The sequence below is a fragment of the uncultured Winogradskyella sp. genome (genome assembly GCF_947501905.1).
In the GTDB taxonomy this organism is placed as follows: Bacteria; Bacteroidota; Bacteroidia; order Flavobacteriales; family Flavobacteriaceae; genus Winogradskyella.
This window is the reverse complement of sequence record NZ_CANMXL010000001.1, coordinates 386,099-405,943: the sequence shown is the minus strand read 5'-3', so window position 1 is coordinate 405,943 and position 19,845 is coordinate 386,099. Positions and strand designations below refer to the sequence as shown.

Here is a 19,845-nt window from a genome sequence, read left to right as displayed (position 1 = left end):
AATGTTATTTTCGCACACTTAATTTCAACAAACTATATACCATAAAATGGCAGTTTTAAATAAAATCAGACAGCGTTCGCTAGTGTTAATTTTAGTAATTGCAATGGCATTATTTGCCTTTGTAATTGGAGATGTATTCAAAAACTCAGATTCATTTGGGACATCGCAAGATATTATTGCAACAATCAACGGCGAAGACATTAAAAGAGAACCATTTATGTTTGCGGTTCAGAACAGACAACAACGTTCTGGTCCAAATGCTACAGAAACTCAAATAAAAAATCAAGTTTACAACGAAGAGCTTAGACGTATTGTTATGAGTTCAGAGTTTGAAAAACTTGGACTTTCTGTTGAGAAGGATAAAATGCGTGAGTTATTAGAAACTAGTTTTGGTGCTTATCCAGAGTTTCAGAATCAAGACAGTATTTTTGATGTCAATAAGCTGAATGCTTTTATTGCAAATCTTAAAGACATCCAGCCACAAGGGGCGCCTTTGAGCACGTTTACAATTAATTATGCACAATGGACAAACAATGAGCAGTCTCTTGCCAATGGTGCTTTAACGCAGCAATATTATAACTTAGTAAAAGCCGGTGTTAATGCTACAGTGGCTGAAGCAGAAGATGAGTATTTAGCAGATGCAAAAACTGTTGATGTAAGATATGTACAAGTGCCTTATACAAGCATTGCAGATAGTTTAGTTGAAGTAAGTAAGTCTGAGATTAAAGCTTACATGGAAAAAAACAGAGATCTTTATGAGGTAGATGAGACTAGAGAGATATTATTTGTAGAGTTTAGAGAAGATGCTTCTAAAGAAGATGAGGATGCTTTAAAAGCTGAGTTATTAGGTCTTAAAGCCGATAAGTTCGAATTTAATTCAGCAACTAAAGCTACTGATACTGTTTTAGGTTTTGATAACACTAACAATATTGAAGCGTTTGTTAATAGTAACTCAGACATTAAATTCTCTGATGAATATTTAAGACCTTCTCAATTAGGAGTAGCAAAAGATAGTTTGGCAAATACTGAAATAGGTGGATATTATGGACCATATAAAGATGGAACTTTCTACAAGTATTCTAAAGTTTTAGATAGAGCTAGTAAAGCAGATTCTGTTAAAGTACGCCATATATTAATTCCTTATGCTGGAGCAAATAGAGTAGCTCCTGACGTTACAAGAACGCCAGAAGAAGCAAAAGCAACTGCTGATAGTATTTTTAATGTACTTAAAGGAAACCGCTCTAAGTTCAAGGATTTATTAGAATTATCTTCTGATAAAGTAAGTAACGAAAAAGAAGGTGTTATAGAGTTTACATACAATCAAGGATTTGCACCAGAGTTTAAAGCGTTTTCTTTTGATAAGAAGAAAGGTGATATGGATGTTGTAGAAACTAGCTTTGGTTACCATATTATTGAAGTATTAGATCAATCAGGATTTAGTAATACCATCAAACTGGCTACAGTGGCTCGTGAGATTGAGGCATCAGAAAAAACAATTGACGATGTCTTTAACGGAAAGCAAAAATTTGAAATCGCTGCAGAATCAGGAGATTTCAGAGAATTAGCAGAAGAGCGTGGTTTAACAGCTAAGCCAGTTACTTTTAAAGAATTGGATGAAAATATACCAGGTTTAGGTAGTCAAAGACAGATTGTACGTTGGGCATATAATCAAGACACAAAGGTTGGCGATTATAAAAGCTTTACAGTTTCTGGAGTTGGTTATGTAGTTGCTCAATTAGTTGATGTTAATGAAGAAGGTTTAATGAGTGTAGAAAATGCAACAACACCTGTTTTAGCTGCTGTAAGAAAAGAGAAGAAAGCAGAAATGATTCGTAATAAGATATCTGCTACAACCTTAGCTGATATTGCTAATAATCAAGGACAAACGGTTAAAACGGCTACTGGATTGACAATGAAAAACACAACACTTTCTGGTGCTGGTGTAGAACCTAAAGTGATTGGTACAGCATTTGGTTTGCAACAAGGAGTGGTTTCTAAGCCAGTTGATGGAGAAAAAGGAGTTTATGTGGTAGAGGTTACGAAAATTACTGAAGCAACAAAACTTGATAACTACGCTGCAATTTTAGCGCGTTTAAGTAATGCACGTAAAAATACAGTTCAAACTCAAGTGTATTCTGCATTAGAAAAGGCTGCTGATGTTGAAGACAATAGAGCAAAAACGGTTTACTAAAAATAGTAAGCTATAGAAATAAAAAAAGGCTTTGCAATTTTGCAAAGCCTTTTTTTATTTTATCATTTCAGAATACGAAAGAATAGTAGTGTAACCTTTGGCTTCAAAGTAATCTATTGGATTGTCTTTAGAAGCCACTAAAACAAAGTCACCACCCCATGCGCCGAGGCTTTTAATAGCGCCATCAAAATCTGTAAAAAGCCTATCTTTTATAGGTGATTGATTTATGATTTCAGAGATAATATATTCGTGTTTTGTAATAAGTTTTTCAAACTCATTAAGATTATTACATAAAATAATAGCTTCGGTAATCTCATTAATTTCAGAAATAAAAGTTTTTAAATCACCCTTGAAATTTCTGTAAGCAGCAATTCCATCACGACTGTTTTGTTTTTGATTTAAATAAACAAAGTAAAGATGGTCCTTAAATCTAGGATTAAAGCCAGTCTTAGATACTTGGGGTTTTTTACCAATCAATTGGTATGTAATAGGCGTATTATTTTGTGCACAGGCAATATCATAACCACTACCTCCAAAAGTAAGCTCTAATAATTTGTAAGGGTCAATACCTACCCAATTGGCAATATTGTTTATTAAAGTAGATGAAGTACCTAATCCCCAAGCCCTATTAAAATCTTGAGTAGTTGTAATATTGAAACCTTTGTTTAGTTTAAAAAAGCTAGGGTTTAGAGTATGAATACTTTTTAAGATATCTATTAGTCTTTTAGATATGTCGCTTTCTGATGTATATGATGAAGAAAGTATGTTATTTATTAAAAATTTATCTTCAAACCAGGTATTGTTGTTTTCATCAAAGCTTTTCCAATTAATATAATTGCTTTCATTTTCAATGATAGAAAGTTCTTGGCCATATTTAGTAGGTAATGCTAAAGATTTAGCACCATCGAGAACAAGGTACTCTCCTGTTAATAATAGCTTTCCGTTACTTCTATAGTTTATCATTGATATTATGACCTTAGCTTTTCAATAGCTTCTACAACGGCGCTATGAGTTACTGTATTAGTTTTAAAATGTTCAATTAATTCTGCTTTTTCGGTTGCGTTAGCTTCAAACTGATTTAAGATATTCATCAAATGCATTTTCATATGTCCTTGCTGAATGCCAGTTGTGGTTAAGGATTTTAGAGCTGCAAAGTTTTGCGCCAAGCCAGCAACTGCTACAATTTTCATTAAGTCTTTAGCAGATGGTTTGCCTAACATTTGTAATGCAAACTTTACTAATGGGTGTAAGCTTGTTAATCCACCAACTGTTCCTAGAGCTAATGGTATTTCTAACCAAAAGCAAAACTCATCATTTTCAATACTACAATGTGTCAAACTAGAGTATGTTCCATTTTTTGAAGCATAAGCATGTACACCAGCTTCAACCGCTCTAAAATCATTTCCAGTAGCCAAAACAACAGCATCTATACCATTCATAATGCCTTTGTTATGTGTAACGGCACGATGCGGTTCAACCTCAGCTATAGCAACAGCTTGCTTAAATTTTTCGGCAAATGCTTTAGGGTTTGGAATGTCTTTATCTTTTAAATCTTTGATATTACAACGTACTTCAGCTCTAACTAGGCACTCTGGTACATAGTTAGATAAAATACTCATTATAATGTCAATGCCTTCAATATTATGTGCTATAGCTTCATCTTCAAAAGTTTGGGCAAATTGTTCTAAACAGGAGTTTATAAAATTTGCACCCATAGCGTCAAGCGTCTCAAATGTGGCGTGAAGCTGATAGTAGTTTTCTAAGTCTTCAGTTTTGTCACGTAATTCTATGTCTAAAATGCCACCACCACGACGTTCCATGTTTTTAGTTATTGCAGAGGCATCAGAAATAAGCTTTGATTTTACAGATTCAAAATAGTTTTTCAAATCTGTTTTGTTACCAGGATATGTAAAGTGAACTTGACCAATTTTTGTTGTCGAGATGACTTTAGCTTTAAAACCACCACGCTCAAACCAAAATTTAGCAGCTTTACTTGCTGCTGCAACTACAGAGCTTTCTTCAATGGCCATTGGTATAGTATACAATGTATCATTGATTAAGAAGTTTGGTGCCACACCAAGTGGTAGATAAAAGTTTGTTATGGTATTTTCTATAAACTCATCATGCAATTTTTGTAGTTTTTGGTCTGAATTCCAATATTGAGTTATTAGATTTCTTGAAGTTTCATCATTATTGAAATACATTTTAAGTATCCAATCAACTTTTTCGGTTTTAGTTAATTTAGAAAATCCAGAAATGGTGTTTTGCATGATTAATTTTCATTTAAAACACAAAGATACTAGGAATGGTACAATATGTGTTGCATGTTCTGTAATATTGCCGATTTCCTGTTAATAATTCGGGTTTTTTGCATAATTTTTAGTAAACTTGGCATTGCTTTATTAAATAACGAAGATTAATGAGATTCACGCGTTTTCTTACCATTATTGGTTTTTTGGTTACAACTCTAGTAACTGCACAGAATAAACAAATTAGCTTAGAAGAAATTTGGAACGGCACTTTTAGAACAGAAGGCATGCAAGCGCTTCATTCTATGAACAATGGAAAGGAGTATTCAGTTTTGAATTATGATAGAACTGCAAGAACAACTTCTATCGATATTTATGACTATAAAACTTTAGAAAAGGTAACCACATTATTAAGCTCGTCAGATTTACCAGAAATCGGAGCTTTTTTTGATTATAGCTTTAGTAAAGATGAATCTAAAATATTACTAACCACAAAATCAGAAGCTGTATTTAGACGCTCAACTTTAGGTGAATATTATATTTATGATATTAATTCTAAAAAATTAGCAAAGTTATCTGATGACTTAGTGCAAGAGCCAACATTCTCTCCTGATGGCTCAAAGGTTGCTTATGGTTTTCAGAATAATTTATATGTAAAAAATTTAAACTCTGGAGTTGCAAAACAATTCACTTTTGATGGCGTAAAGAATACTATTATTAATGGTATTACGGATTGGGTATATGAAGAAGAATTTAGTTTTGTGCGTGCTTTTGATTGGAATGCTGATGGCAATAAAATAGCATTTATAAGGTTTGATGAATCTGACGTGCCTGAATTTTCAATGGATGTTTTTGGAACTGGTTTATACCAAACGCAACAAGTTTTTAAATACCCAAAAGCAGGTGAGGGAAACTCTAAAGTGTCTTTGCATTTATATGATTTAGATACAGATAAATTATCTGAATTAAAAGTAGATAAGGCTTATAAAGATTTTTACATCCCAAGATTAGAATGGACAAAGGGAGCTAATGTTTTAAGTGTTCAGTTTATGAATCGTCATCAAAACGAATTAGATTTATGGATGATTGATGTTGCTCAAAATTCCTCTAAGTTAGTATTGGCTGAAACAGATGATGCATACATAGATGTAACGTTTAATCTCACATTTTTAAAGGATAATAGTTTTATTTGGACTAGCGAAAAAGATGGTTATAACCATATCTATCACTACACAAAAGATGGAGAGCTAATTAACCAAGTCACTAATGGTAATTGGGAAGTGACCAATTATTATGGCTTTAACGAAAATTCAAATACAATCTTTTATCAGTCTGTTGAAAATGGTTCTATTAATAGAGATGTGTACTCCGTTAAACTCAATGGGAAAAACAAAAAGCGTTTAACTAAAAGAGATGGTACAAATAGAGCTTCTTTTAGCGCAGACTTTACGTATTTTATCAATACACATTCTAGTGCAACTTCGCCTCAAGAGTATACTTTAAACGACGCTAAAAGCGGCAAGTTAGTTAAGAGTATTAAAGACAATGATAAGTTAGCGAGCAAGCTTACCGATTATAAGACTTCTAAAAAAGAGTTTAGTACCATTTCTGTTAACGGAAATGACCTAAACATGTGGATGATTAAACCTGCAGATTTTGATGAGAACAAAGCCTATCCACTGTTTATGTATCAGTATTCAGGTCCAGGTTCTCAGCAAGTTGCTAATCGTTGGAATGGGAGTAATGATTATTGGTATCAGCATTTAGCCCAACAAGGCTATATTGTGGCGTGTGTAGATGGAAGAGGAACAGGTTTAAAAGGTGCTGCATTTAAAAAAGTGACTCAAAATGAATTAGGTAAATATGAGGTTGAAGACCAGATAGAAGCTGCAAAAAAATTAGGAGCTTTACCATATGTTGATGCATCCCGAATAGGAATTTGGGGTTGGAGTTATGGTGGTTTTATGAGTAGTAATGCACTTTTTAAAGGTAATGATGTTTTTAAAATGGCAATAGCAGTTGCTCCAGTAACTAGTTGGAGATTCTACGATACTATATATACGGAACGTTACATGACTACACCTCAGGAAAATCCTAGTGGTTATGACGAAAATTCGCCAATTAATCATGTAGATAAATTAAAAGGCGACTTTTTATTAATTCATGGGTCTGGTGATGATAATGTGCATTTGCAAAACACAATGCGTATGGTTGAAGCCTTAGTGCAAGCCAATAAACAATTTGATTGGATGATATATCCAGACAAAAATCATGGTATCTATGGTGGAAACACAAGATTACATCTGTATAATAAAATGACGGATTTTATTCATAAAACTCTTGGCGATAAGCGTGAAAAAGCAGAAGAAAAAGAGGAAATAAAGTCTAAAATAAAAGGATAAAATAACTAAATACTAACTAATATAAATTATATGTCTACAGCAGTTAAAGCACATCAAAAAGAATTATGGGGTCAGCCAATTGGCCTATACATATTATTTCTAACAGAAATGTGGGAGCGTTTTTCCTATTACGGAATGCGAGCGCTTTTAGTGCTTTATATGACTACGCAGACCATTGGAGATGATAGAGGTGCTGGTTTAGGATGGACAAGTAAAGAAGCTCTTGCACTTTATGGTTGGTATACAATGCTAGTTTACGTTATGTCTATACCAGGAGGTATGATAGCTGATAAATTAATTGGTCAAAAAAAGGCTGTTTTATTTGGAGCTATTATTCTTTGTTTAGGTCACGGCGTTTTAGTCCTCACAGATATATGGGCTTTCTATACTGGATTAGGTCTGGTTATTTTAGGAGTAGGTTTGTTAAAGCCTAATATATCGACTATGGTTGGAGGACTATATAAAGATGGAGATATTAGAAGGGATAAAGGATTTAGTATTTTTTACATTGGAATTAATCTAGGTTCTTTACTAGCAACGATGATTGTAGGCTTAGTTGTAGCAGAATGGGGCTGGCATGCAGGCTTTGGTCTTGCAGGAATAGTTATGGTTCTTGGTCTAATTAATTATTTGTATGGGCAAAAATACTTAACTCATGTAGGTAATTTTGTCCCAGCAAATGCTGATGATGATGAAGAAATATCTTATGGTAAATTATATGGAAAACTTTCTGGTTCACCATTTCAATTAGTCGTTACCATTCTATTAACTATTTTATCAGGTATTGGCTGGTATTACTTAGGTTGGGGTTATGGATTGTTATTCTTGTTCTTAACAGCAATTACTGCACTTTTAATGATGATATATAAAGACTTGAGTTCACAAGCATACAAGGACCGTTTCTTGGTGCTTCTATTGTCTTTTATTATGGTGATTATTTTCTGGGGAGCATTTGAGCAAGCTGGAGGTTTAATGAATTTATATACAGAAACTAACACTGATAGGATGTTATTTGGTTGGGAAATCCCAACGGTAATGTTTCAGAGTTTAAATGCTGGTTTTATTATATTATTTGCAACTGCAGTTGCTGGATATTGGGCTAAGCGAAAGCTAAAAGGAAGAGAAGCATCTTCATTATTCAAAATGGCACTAGGTATTATAATCATGGGCTTTGGATTTTTATTTATGGTATTTGCCGCTATGGAGTTTGAAAAGTCTGGCACTTCAAGTATGATATGGTTGGTGTTGGCATACTTATTCCATACAATAGGAGAGCTTTGTATTTCTCCAGTAGCCTTATCTTTTATAACTAAGTTGGCACCGCTAAAATATGCTTCTTTAATGATGGGTGTTTATTTTGCAGCTACAGGTTTAGGAAATAAAGTAGCTGGTATAGTTGGTGAATCTGCAACTGACTATGGTGAAAAAACTATATTTATTGGCATTGTTGTATTTACTGTTGTTATTGGCGGCTTATTTATAGCTATACTTAAACCACTAAAGCGTTTAACACATGGCGTTGAAGACCAAGAAAGAGATTTAAAACACGAAGAAGCTGAAGGTTTCGAGTTAGCGGATAATTAATAGCATTATATATAAAACCTCATGGGATGAAAACCATGAGGTTTTCTTTTTAATAACAAATCAATTAAATATGGAATCTAAATTAGATCATCTTTTTAAAGACAAAGTTCTTGGGCATCCTGCGGGATTATTTGTGTTATTCTTTACCGAAATGTGGGAGCGTTTCTCTTATTATGGAATGAGAGCATTGCTCGTTATGTTTTTTACTGCATCACTTATGGATGGAGGTTGGGGTTGGCCAAGAGAACATGCTTTTGCTATTTTTGGTACTTATACATCTTTAGTTTACCTGTCAACACTCCTTGGAGGTTATATGGCTGATAAGGTGATTGGATTTCGTTGGGCAGTTGTAATTGGAGCATTATTAATGACTTTAGGTCATGCATCGATGGCAATTGAGACACCATTTTTTATATATACTGGACTTACTCTTTTGGTTTTTGGCAGTGGTTTCTTTAAACCGAATATGACTTCAATAATTTCAGAGATGTATGCTGAAAAACCAGAAAAAAAAGATGGTGCCTATACTATTTTTTATATGGGAGTAAATGCTGGAGCTTTCCTAGGGATTTTATTGTGTGGTTATCTTGGCGAAAAAGTAGGCTGGTCATGGGGATTTGGTGTTGCAGGTATTTTTATGTTATTTGGTTTACTGCAATTTTGGTTTGCTCAAAATATTTTTGGCGATATTGGATTGAAGCCTGAAAATCAAATTGAAGAACTTGAAGATGAAGCAGAAGAAAATAAAGAGAAATTAAATCCTTTTTCAAGTTTCCAGTTAGCATTAATTGCTATATCATCAATATTAGGTTTGGCATGGATTTTAAATGATCCTGTTTCTAAAATTTCAGAAGGTGCTTATAATTTATTTGATTTTTCAGTGTTTGGGTTATCAGGTTCTAATTTTGTAATTCTATTGGCTTTAGCATTGTTTATTTTGCTCTTGATTATCAGAATACCTAAATACGAAAAAATTGTTCGAGATAGAATGTTAGCAGTTATTTTCTTTGCTTTTATTACCATTTTTTTCTGGGCAATTTTTGAGCAAGCACCTAGTTCATTAACTATTTTTGCTAGGGATTATACACAGCGAGTTTTAGAAGGTAATTCTGCATTTATTTTCAAGATAGTAAACTCATTAATGACTATTATTCCTTTATCCATAATTACATGGGTATTAATAAGATTATTTAGAAAAACATTTGAGAAATATGCATTGTCAAATATCATTTTAGCTATTAGTTTTATAATAATATGGGCTATTTCTATTTGGATGTTGTATACAGAATATTTGAAAGATATTGCTGAGGTTCCAGCATCTTGGTTTGGAGTGCTAAATTCATTGTTCATTATTGCTTTTGCACCATTGTTTTCGAAATGGTGGGAAAGTAAATATAATCCTAATGCAAACATGAAATATGCCATAGGTATGGTTTTATTAGGTATTGGTATGGCATGTGTAGCTATTGGAGCGTCAGATATACCTGTTGGTGCTAAAACAGCGTCAGTAAGTCTTATATGGCTGGTCTTAGTTTATTTCTTTCATACTATGGGAGAGCTATGTATATCTCCAGTCGCTTTATCTTATGTGAGTAAGCTTGTGCCAGGTAGAATGATTGCAATGATGTTTGGTATATGGTATTTAGCGGTAGCAATTGGTATGAAATTAGCTGGGGTATTTGGTGAAGCTTCAGAAGGTATAGCAAAAACTGAAGGTTTAAGTTACTTCTTTTGGTTATTAACTGCAGTTGCAGTAGGGCTAGGGATTCTTTCAGCAATATTATATCCAGTTATTAAAAAACTAATGCATGGCGTGAGATAAAACAAATTGTTAAAATATTAAAAGCTCCAATCGGAGCTTTTTTTATTTTGTAAGTTTGGTACTGTAATTGCTACAAATCAGATATGATGAAAAAGATAATTTTAGGAGCGTTTGTATTGCTATTAGCAATCAATGTATCAGCACAGGAGATTAACTGGGTAACTTTTGAAGAGGCTGTAGCTCTACAGAAGAAAAATCCCAAAAAGATAATGATGGATGTATATACCAATTGGTGTGGTCCTTGTAAGATGCTTGATCGTAATACCTTTAAAAATAAAGATGTTGTTAAGTATGTTAATGATAATTATTATGCTGTAAAGTTTAATGCAGAAGGTAATAAAGAGGTAACTTACAAGGAAAATGTTTTTAAAAACCCAAGCTACGACCCAGCTAAGGCAAATAGAAGAAATAGTTCTCATGAATTTGCTCGCTTTTTACAAGTGAGAGCATATCCTACAATTGCTTTTTTTGATGAAGAATTACAATTGATTGCTCCGATTACAGGTTATCAAAAGCCACAACAATTAGAGCTGTATTTAAAATTGTTTAAAGATGATAAGTACAAAACAATGACATCTCAAGAAGCATTTAATGAGTATTACAAGGCTTTCAAACCAACTTTTGGTCAAGAAGGTAAATAAATACATTACTTTAATATAAAAGCTCCCTTTTCGTATGTGCTATGAAAAGGGATTTTTTTATACGCACAAGTTAATTTCCATCGGTTTACATAGGATTTATAATTACTGGCATCTGCAATGATTTGTTCAGGCTTAAGAGAATCAATTAATCTGTCTAAATTAATTTTAGGAGAATTTCTTAGTATTACAAGATTGGGTTTAAAACTATTCACATCATAAATGCCTAAACTATCTATAATCAAAATAAGTTTGTCTTTATGTGTATAAACAGTCATCAAACTATCATTAGACGTTGCCTTTATAAAACTGCCAATCTGGTAGTTTTTAATTGTTTTGTCTTCTTTTATAGTTAAACTATCTAAATCATGATAGAGCATTAAACTCTGATTAGTTTTTTTAGCTAATACAGTTGTTCTATTCTTATTGAAAACAATAAATTCTTCAGAAGTGTTTTTGTGTTTGGTATATAATAGTACACAAGAAAAAAGTAATAAACTCATTAAAGAATAATGCAATGACTTTAGAGTTCTTCGTTTCCATAGGTAAAGTCCGGTTATTATAATTAAGTAACTTGAAAATACATGGTAAATACTAAAAGAAATGTCTCTTAGTAGAAAATCTTCAAATTGTGCAACCCAAGCAATAAAAGCATTTAGTGTATTTATGATAAAGCTAAATACTGTAACCAAAACCGAAGGTAATATGTTTAATAATGCCAATGCAATGACTAAAATACCTAGGCCAAGAATTAACCCTAGAAATGGAATGATAACCAAATTTGAAACAAAGAATAGACCAGGAAACTGATGAAAATAGAACAATCCAATAGGGGCAACACCTATTTGGGCAGCGACTGTAACTGTAAAAATCTCCCAAAATTTGTTTAAAACCAGATTAGGGGCTTTCCATAGATTATATAATAAGGGTTGAATAGATACAATTGCTAAAACTGCTAAATAACTCATCTGGAATCCTACATCGAATAAATAAATAGGCTTAAAAAGCAACATTAAAAATGCTGAAATTGTTAATGTGTTATAAATATTGGTTGGTCTTCTTAGATGTTGGGCAATAGCTATAATACTAAACATAGTCACTGCTCTAGTTACGGATGGTGATAAACCTGCGATAAAAGCAAAAGACCATAACAGCAAGACAATAAGTATTGGTTTTATAATGTGTTTTCCATGCTTAATTCTATGTAGAGGTTTTAGAATCTGCGTTAAGATTAAAAAGATAATACCAACATGTAAACCAGAAACAGCTAGAATATGTATTGTGCCAGCATTTACATAATTATTATAAATCTCTGGACTTATATCTTGTCTTTGCCCGAGAAGTAATGCATTAATAATAGCAAGAGCATCTGGCTTAAAACCATTCTTTTTTAATTTAAAATTTACGTTGTTTCTAAAAGCATCCGCAAAGCCGACAATAGATTTTGAATCGTTTTTTAATAACATTAATTCATTTTGCTTAATGTAAATCTGGTGATTAACATTTCGCTGTTTTAAATAATTATAATAATCAAACTGAAAAGGATTTTTAGGTTTTACAACTTCGGAAAGTTTAGTATTTGTAAAATAGAGATTATCAACTGTTAGCTCATTTTGTAATGATTCCTTATCAAGATTAATTAAGATTTGCCCAATTGCTTTTTTGGCATTTAAACTTTCAATTTCAGAAATATACTTATGATTATAGTTGTCTGATTTTAGACGCTTTTTTATTCTGAAACTAAAGTCTTGATAGTTGGTATATTCAATATTAGAATTCACATAATGCAACGGTCTATTGGTTTCGTCATAAAGGGTAGTACTTAATATGCCTATTAAAATAAATACTGCAAAAGCAAAGCCAGTGAATAGTATAGATGATTTCTTATGAGTTTTGGAATAGAAATAACTTACAATTAAGCTAAGTAAGAATAGAGATAAAGGTATGAGAATAGCCTTAAGAGGAATGCTTAAGTAAAACCCTATAATAATACCGCATATTTGGCAAATCGTAAGCTTTATGACTGCAAAATTAAGTAGCTTCATGACAGAAAGTTACTACAAAATATTGAAATTTTGCATGTTTAGTAACTGACGCTCTCGAAACTACAAATAACGTCTGGCTTGAACGTAAGCAAAATACCAATAACGTTCTGAGATTTTTGATATCATCACACCTCGACTAGTTGAAGCATGAATAAAAGAAACGTCTCCTTTATTGACTTCAGTAACAATACCTACATGATTTACTTTTCGACTATTTTTTTTAGTGGCAAAAAACACTAAATCACCTTCTTGTACTTGTTTTAAATCTACCCAGTTACCCTTAACAGCTAAATCTTTTGTTGTTCTTGGCATTGAGATATCATGAGCACCAAAAGAAGTGTAAATAAGCCCGGAACAATCCATCCCTTTTTTAGAAGTACCACCATATTTGTATTTGACACCTTTAAAGCGTTTTGCATATGCTATAATGGAAGTTGCTTCTTTAGATATTGGTTTCTTAGTTTCGGTTTTAGGGATTTTTTTAGTGCTGCGTTGAGATTTGTTTTTTGTGGATTTGCAACTGCTTAAGGTTACTAGTATGATTAGTAGTAGGTAGAGTTTCTTCATATTTAATTCTTAATCGCTTCAAAAATCAATTTTGCTGTTTTTTTACTGGCGCCTTTTCCTCCTAACTTTTTCTCTAATTCATAATAATCCAAAAACAATTGGTTGCGTTTTTCAGGATTCAAAATAGTTCCAAGTTCTTTCTTTAGACGTTTGGTGTTTAAATCAGCTTGAATTAATTCTGTAACCACTTCACGGTCCATAATTAAGTTGACTAATGAAATATATTTTAAAGTAATAATGCGTTTTGCAATTTGGTAAGAAATAGCATTAGCTTTATAACAAACAACTTGGGGTACTTTAAATAGAGCGGCTTCTAAAGTTGCAGTTCCAGAAGTGACCAAAGCAGCAAAAGAGACACTTAGTAAATCGTAAGTTTTATTATTTATAAAAGCAATTGCTCTTGACTGAATAATAGACTTATAAAAACTAAAATCTTGACTTGGAGCTCCAGCAATTACAAATTGGTAGTCGGTATAGTCATCAATAACACTCAGCATCACATCAAGCATCTTTTTTATTTCTTGCTTTCTGCTTCCAGGTAATAGTGCAATAATTGGCTTATTACTCAATCCGTATTCTTGTCTAAAAACATTTTCATCAACTAAATTTCTATTAGAAACAGCATCAATTAATGGATGACCTACAAAATTAACAGCATACCCATATTTGTCGTAAAAAGGTTTCTCAAAAGGTAAAATGGTATACATTGCGTCAACATCACGCTTTATCTTTTTAACTCTGCCAGCACGAGATGCCCACACTTGTGGAGATATATAGTAATGTGTTTTATAACCTTCTTCTTTTGCCCATTTTGCAATACGTAAATTAAAGCCAGAATTGTCTATAAATACGATAACATCTGGATTAAAAATTTCAATATCTTTTTTGCAGAATTTAATAAACCCAAGTATGGTTTTTAGATTTAGTATCACTTCTGCAAAGCCCATAAAAGAGCGTTCTTTGTAATGGGTGACTAAAGTGCCTCCAATACTTTGCATAAGGTCACCGCCCCAAAAGCGAATATCAGCTTTTTTATCCTCTTCATAAAGGGCTTTCATTAAATTAGAGCCATGTAAGTCTCCAGAAGCTTCTCCTGCAATGATGTAGTACTTCATGGTTATAATTTATTGATTAAAAATAAGATGCCTACTAAAATTGTGGCTAGTAAAACGCCTTTTGCTATATTCTCTTTTTTCTTATTTAAAAATAAATAAAATATAGGCAAGTTAATTAGTACACCTATACTGGCACGTTTATCTAAAAGCGTGGTGCTAAAAGAACGATCAATAATGCGGCTAAAAGAACTGCCCTTGTACAAACCAATACAAAGATCAAAAAAGAAAATACCAATTAATACTGCAATAATGCCAACAAAAAAACCAATAATTATTTCTTTTTTATGCGTCAAAATCCCAAGAGTTTAATTGTTGTATAGCATGATGAGCAGTTAAGTCAAACTGAACAGGAACAATAGAGACATAATTGTGCTCAAGAGCCCATTCATCAGTATCTTCACCATTATCCATATTTACAAATTTTCCTGTTAACCAATAATACTCACGCCCCATTGGGTTGGTGCGTTTATCAAATTCCTCTTCCCAATTTGCACGTGCTTGTCTACAAACTTTAATGCCTTTGATGTCTTTTTTTTCAACATTAGGGAGATTTACATTTAGCACTACGCCATCAGGTAAGCCATGCTCTAAAACATTTGAGGCTATTGTTTTTACAAATGATTTGCAATGCTCAAAATTAGCGCCCCAATTATAGTCTAATAAAGAAAAACCTATAGCAGGAATACTTTCTATGCCAGCTTCAAGAGCTGCACTCATGGTTCCGGAATAAATAACATTAATAGAAGAGTTAGATCCGTGGTTTATGCCTGATACACAAAGGTCAGGTTTTCTGTCTAAAACTTCTCTAACCGCCAGTTTTACACAATCAGCAGGTGTGCCAGAGCAGCTGTATTCTGTTTGAGGACCATTGTCAATAACCACTTTTTCAACATGCAATGTAGAATTGATAGTTATAGCATGTCCCATAGCACTTTGTGGACTATCAGGAGCTACAACTACAACATCTCCAATCTCTTTCATTACTGAAATAAGTGTTCTTATTCCTGGGGCAGTAATGCCATCATCATTTGTTACTAAAATCAGCGGTCTTTTAGACATTTTAAGTGTTTAAATTTTGTAGTGCTAAAATACTAAAATAGCTAGTAAAAGCTACTATATCATGGTTTAACAAAAAATTAGTAGCGCTTTGGTTTTTTGGCATGGTTTTTTCGTCTATTTTAGACAATTATTGATGAAAAAGCGTTTTCAAAAATTAAAAAAACATATGAAACAACCATGATTAGTATTTTTTATCTAAATAGTCAAAATCTTAATATGGTTGTTCCGTGTGACATAATGAAAACAATAAAAATTAACACATGAAAGGGAAATACAAATTCTTATTGCTAGCGTTGCTAATAGCATTTGCGTCTTGTAGTTTTACAAGTAAAGTAAATGGTGAAGGTTCGGACAAAGATAAATTACTTATTCGAATAATTACTTATTTATTAGACCAAGGTCATTATGCGCCTCAAGATATTAATGATGATTTTTCGGAAAGAGTTTATGACGATTATATCAGACAGTTAGATCCTTTTAAAAGGTATTTTTATAAGTCTGACATCAAAGAGTTTGAGTCATATAAAAATCAGTTAGATGACCAATTAAAAACTTATGATTTAGCGTTTTTCGATTTAACTCATAAGCGTTTACTACAGCGAATTGCTGAGTCTAAAGAAGTTTATGCAAAAATTTTGGACAAACCTTTTGATTATAGTAAGGAGGAAAGCTTTAATTCTGATTACGAATCTTTAGATTATGTCAAGAATAAGCGCGAAATGAAAGAGCGCTGGAGAAAGCAATTAAAGTTTTCTACTATTGCTAATTATGACGAAGCTATTGAGAATAATCTCTTAATGTCTCAGGAAGACGAGTCAATAAAGAAAAAATCTAAAAAAGAATTAGAAATAGAAGCTCGTGAAACAACTTTAAATTCTTTGACAGAGCTGTATACATACATGGATGAACGTGAACGAAAAGACTGGTTTGGAGTATATATAAATGCAATTGTTAGAGAGTTTGACCCTCATACATTTTATTTTGAGCCAGAAGATAAAGATCGTTTTGATGTAGAAATGTCTGGTAAATACCATGGTATTGGTGCGCGTTTACAGCGTAGTTTAGATGTAATTTCTATTAGCGAACTGATTAGTGGTGGACCCGCTTGGAGACAAAACAAGCTAGAAACAGGTGACCAAATATTAAAAGTCACACAAGAAGATGAAGAAGAAGGTGTGAATATTGTAGGTATGCGTTTAGAAGATGCTGTTAAATTTATAAAAGGACCAAAAGGAACAACAGTTACACTTACTGTCAAAAAAGTAGACGGTGCTCTAGAAGATATTTCTATTGTCCGTGATGAAGTAGTATTAGAGGAGACTTATGCCAAATCATCTACAGTAATTAAAGATGGTAAAAAGTATGGAGTTATAAACCTTCCTAGTTTTTATGATAATTTCGACCGAGATGATAGAGTTAGTTGTTCTATAGATGTTAAGCGCGAAATAGAGCGCTTAAAAAAAGAAGGTATTGAAGGTATTATTATGGACTTGAGAGATAACCGTGGAGGCTCATTAGGGGCTGTTGTAGATATGGCAGGTTTATTTATCGAAGAAGGTCCAATAGTTCAAGTTCAGAGTACTACTGAACCAAAACGTATATACAGAGACAAAGATAAATCTATTGTTTGGGATGGCCCATTAGTCATTATGGTTAATGAATTGTCGGCTTCAGCATCAGAGATTTTAGCAGCGGCGATGCAAGACTATAAAAGAGCAGTTATAATAGGGAGTGAACAGACTTTTGGTAAAGGGACAGTGCAGAATGTTGTGGACTTAAATAGAGTTGTGCGTAATAATACTAATGGAGATTTAGGTGCTATTAAATTTACAACAGATAAGTATTACAGAATTAATGGAGGCTCAACACAATTAGAAGGTGTCAAGAGTGATATTGTTGTGCCAGACCGTTACAAGTATATTGGTATTGGAGAGCGTACACAAGATAATCCATTAGCTTGGGACGAAATTAGTGCGGCGGATTATAATGTTTGGGAAAACTATTACGATTATGATGCAGCTATAGCAAAAAGTAAGGAACGAATTGCTAGCAACGAACAATTAAGGTTAATTGATGAAAATGCAAAGTGGATTAATGAAATTAGAGATAACGAAACGTATTCACTTAATTATAATAGTTACAAAAAACGTTTAGAACTTAACGAAGAAGAGGCAAAGCGTTTCGAAAAAATATCGGACTACTCTACAAACTTAACGTTTAATTCGTTGCCATATGAAATAAGCTTAATGCAAAAAGATTCTATTCTTAAAGAAAAGAGAAAACGTTGGCATGTGAGTTTAAGTAAGGATGTATATGTAGAAGAAGCTCTTAATGTGTTAAACGACTTAAAGTTGTCTTATGCGATTAAAAACAATGTAGCTAAGATGAAAAACTAAAACTTGGCCATAGATGTCAAAAAACAATAATTCATTATCACAGTTAGCGCTCCAAAAATTCAAAAAGAATATTTGGGGCGTTTTCAGTTTCTGGGTGATAGTGTTTATTGGTTTAGTTTCAGTATTCGCCTATGTTTTAGTGCCTGACAATTCTAAAAATGCTAATCAGATGCATTTGTCTATACATTCTAAATCTCCTGGATTTAAGGTAAGGATGTTAGAGATTCCTAATGAAATTAAAGATGAAGATTCATTTATATCTAAAATCTTTTTTGGTCAAAATAATACAACCACTGAAATCCCGATTTCAGATTTTAATCTTGAAGACGAAACTATAACTTATATAGAGTATGCTTCAGATGGATTGATTGGTCAAGAAAAGTCAATTGATATTAATACTTTTCCTAACAATGAATATAAAGATTTCATCAAAGAAAGGCACTTCATTTTTGGCACAGATAAATATGGAAGAGATTATTTAAGTAGAATTCTAATAGGTGCTCGTATTTCTTTTTTTATAGGTTTTGTGGCTGTTTTTATTTCTTTAGTTGTTGGACTTTTTATGGGAAGTTTGGCGGGTTATTATGGCGGGAAAGTAGATGCCTTTATCATATGGATAATTAATATCACTTGGTCTATACCCACTTTACTTTTAGTTATTGCAATAACTCTAGCCTTAGGTAAAGGGTTTTGGCAAGTATTTATTGCTGTTGGCTTAACCATGTGGGTTGAGGTAGCGAGAGTAGTTAGAGGGCAAATAATAGGTGCTAAAGAGTTACAATATGTTACTGCGGCAAGAGCTTTAGGTTTTAGAGATTTTAGAATTGTAACTAAGCACATTTTGCCAAATATTATGGCGCCACTTATTGTAATTTCAGCGGCTAATTTTGCAGCTGCTATTTTAATAGAAAGTGGATTAAGTTTTTTGGGTATAGGTGCGCAACCACCAATGGCGAGTTGGGGCGCTATGATTAAAGACCATTATAATTATATTATACTGGGAAAACCTTATTTAGCTTTAATTCCGGGTGTTTGCATCATGATTTTGGTCATGGCATTTATGTTAATTGGTAATGCCTTACGTGATGCTTTGGATGTAAAAAATTAAGCCTGAGCGCGTAATTTTTCAATCTCATCATTTGTATCTCCAATAAACCCTAAAACCTCATCTTTGCCAATAGTTTTACTCGAAGATGTAATAAAATGAGGCGGGAGTTCTTCCCAATATTGCAATAGATTGTTGCAATAATCTTCAACATGTCTTTCTACAGCTTTTGGTTTTAACTTATCGGCTTTTGTAAAAATGATAGAAAAAGGTATTTCCTTCTCACCTAAGTACTGCATAAACTCTAAATCTACAGGTTGAGGTTTATGACGGATGTCTATCAGAACAAATGCAGAGACGAGTTGTTTACGTTGCTCAAAATAATTGGTAATAAATTTCTGAAATTTCTTCTTAGAAGATTTAGATACACGCGCATAACCATAGCCTGGTAAATCTACTAAAAACCAATTTTTGTTTATTAAAAAATGATTTATTAGTTGTGTTTTCCCAGGTCTTCCAGATGTTTTTGCCAAGCTCTTACGGCTTGTCAACATATTAATTAAAGAAGACTTTCCAACATTACTACGACCAATAAAGGCATATTCAGGTAATGGCTGTGTAGGGCACTTGTCTACATCAGAATTACTTATTATAAATTCAGCAGATTTAATTTTCATATACATTTCCCTCGAAAGCGGGAATTTCATTTAATTACATAAGATAAGTAACTGC

General features: G+C 32.8%; 15 protein-coding genes. 7 read left to right on the top strand and 8 right to left on the bottom strand.

What is annotated here, in order from left to right:
- Positions 1-46 precede the first annotated feature (46 nt).
- Positions 47-2,191: a peptidylprolyl isomerase gene (locus tag Q0770_RS01970; protein WP_299113468.1), complete on the top strand. Its 2,145-nt coding sequence runs from the start codon at positions 47-49 to the stop codon at positions 2,189-2,191.
- Positions 2,192-2,245: 54 nt separating this feature from the next.
- Here the strand turns inward: Q0770_RS01970 and Q0770_RS01965 are convergent, their stop codons facing one another.
- Positions 2,246-3,154: a GYDIA family GHMP kinase gene (locus Q0770_RS01965; protein WP_299113466.1), complete on the bottom strand. Its 909-nt coding sequence runs from the start codon at positions 3,152-3,154 to the stop codon at positions 2,246-2,248.
- 5 nt (positions 3,155-3,159) lie between these two features.
- Complete coding sequence (locus tag Q0770_RS01960) at positions 3,160-4,461, bottom strand: hydroxymethylglutaryl-CoA reductase, degradative (RefSeq protein WP_299113463.1); 1,302 nt, start codon at positions 4,459-4,461, stop codon at positions 3,160-3,162.
- Positions 4,462-4,610: 149 nt separating this feature from the next.
- Between Q0770_RS01960 and Q0770_RS01955 the strand changes: the two genes are divergently transcribed.
- The 4 genes from Q0770_RS01955 to Q0770_RS01940 all read left to right on the top strand — a co-directional run bounded on the left by Q0770_RS01955 (position 4,611) and on the right by Q0770_RS01940 (position 10,889).
- Entirely contained in the window at positions 4,611-6,842 is a 2,232-nt protein-coding gene (locus tag Q0770_RS01955; protein ID WP_299113460.1) for a S9 family peptidase, read from the top strand.
- A gap of 30 nt (positions 6,843-6,872) precedes the next feature.
- Positions 6,873-8,426 carry a peptide MFS transporter gene (locus Q0770_RS01950; protein ID WP_299113458.1) on the top strand — a complete coding sequence of 518 codons (1,554 nt, stop codon included), beginning with the start codon at positions 6,873-6,875 and terminating at the stop codon, positions 8,424-8,426.
- A gap of 70 nt (positions 8,427-8,496) precedes the next feature.
- Positions 8,497-10,248, top strand: a complete 1,752-nt coding sequence (locus tag Q0770_RS01945) for a peptide MFS transporter (protein WP_299113456.1) — start codon at positions 8,497-8,499, stop codon at positions 10,246-10,248.
- 83 nt (positions 10,249-10,331) lie between these two features.
- Positions 10,332-10,889, top strand: coding sequence for a thioredoxin fold domain-containing protein (locus Q0770_RS01940; protein WP_299113455.1), 558 nt, complete (start codon positions 10,332-10,334; stop codon positions 10,887-10,889).
- 5 nt (positions 10,890-10,894) lie between these two features.
- On the opposite strand, the gene Q0770_RS01935 is transcribed toward Q0770_RS01940, so the two are convergent.
- The 5 genes from Q0770_RS01935 to surE are packed head-to-tail and all read right to left on the bottom strand — an operon-like array spanning position 10,895 to position 15,672.
- Positions 10,895-12,931, bottom strand: a complete 2,037-nt coding sequence (locus Q0770_RS01935; protein ID WP_299113453.1) for a ComEC/Rec2 family competence protein — start codon at positions 12,929-12,931, stop codon at positions 10,895-10,897.
- Between the two features lie 60 nt (positions 12,932-12,991).
- On the bottom strand, positions 12,992-13,498 hold the full coding sequence (locus tag Q0770_RS01930) for a C40 family peptidase (protein ID WP_299113451.1): 507 nt from the start codon (positions 13,496-13,498) through the stop codon (positions 12,992-12,994).
- Positions 13,499-13,500: 2 nt separating this feature from the next.
- Positions 13,501-14,613: a lipid-A-disaccharide synthase gene (gene lpxB / locus Q0770_RS01925; protein WP_299113448.1), complete on the bottom strand. Its 1,113-nt coding sequence runs from the start codon at positions 14,611-14,613 to the stop codon at positions 13,501-13,503.
- 2 nt (positions 14,614-14,615) lie between these two features.
- A complete protein-coding gene (locus tag Q0770_RS01920; RefSeq protein ID WP_299113445.1) occupies positions 14,616-14,906 on the bottom strand; it encodes a hypothetical protein in 291 nt (96 codons plus the stop codon).
- On the bottom strand, positions 14,896-15,672 hold the full coding sequence (gene surE / locus Q0770_RS01915) for a 5'/3'-nucleotidase SurE (RefSeq protein WP_299113443.1): 777 nt from the start codon (positions 15,670-15,672) through the stop codon (positions 14,896-14,898). The genes Q0770_RS01920 and surE overlap by 11 nt, the downstream gene beginning before the upstream one ends.
- A gap of 260 nt (positions 15,673-15,932) precedes the next feature.
- On the opposite strand from surE, the gene Q0770_RS01910 reads away from it, so the two are divergent.
- Positions 15,933-18,068, top strand: a complete 2,136-nt coding sequence (locus Q0770_RS01910; protein WP_299113441.1) for a carboxy terminal-processing peptidase — start codon at positions 15,933-15,935, stop codon at positions 18,066-18,068.
- A 13-nt stretch (positions 18,069-18,081) separates the two neighbouring features.
- Complete coding sequence (locus Q0770_RS01905) at positions 18,082-19,176, top strand: ABC transporter permease (RefSeq protein WP_299113439.1); 1,095 nt, start codon at positions 18,082-18,084, stop codon at positions 19,174-19,176.
- Here the strand turns inward: Q0770_RS01905 and yihA are convergent.
- Entirely contained in the window at positions 19,173-19,790 is a 618-nt protein-coding gene (gene yihA / locus Q0770_RS01900; RefSeq protein ID WP_299113437.1) for a ribosome biogenesis GTP-binding protein YihA/YsxC, read from the bottom strand. The two genes, Q0770_RS01905 and yihA, sit on opposite strands and share 4 nt — an antisense overlap.
- Positions 19,791-19,845 lie beyond the last annotated feature (55 nt).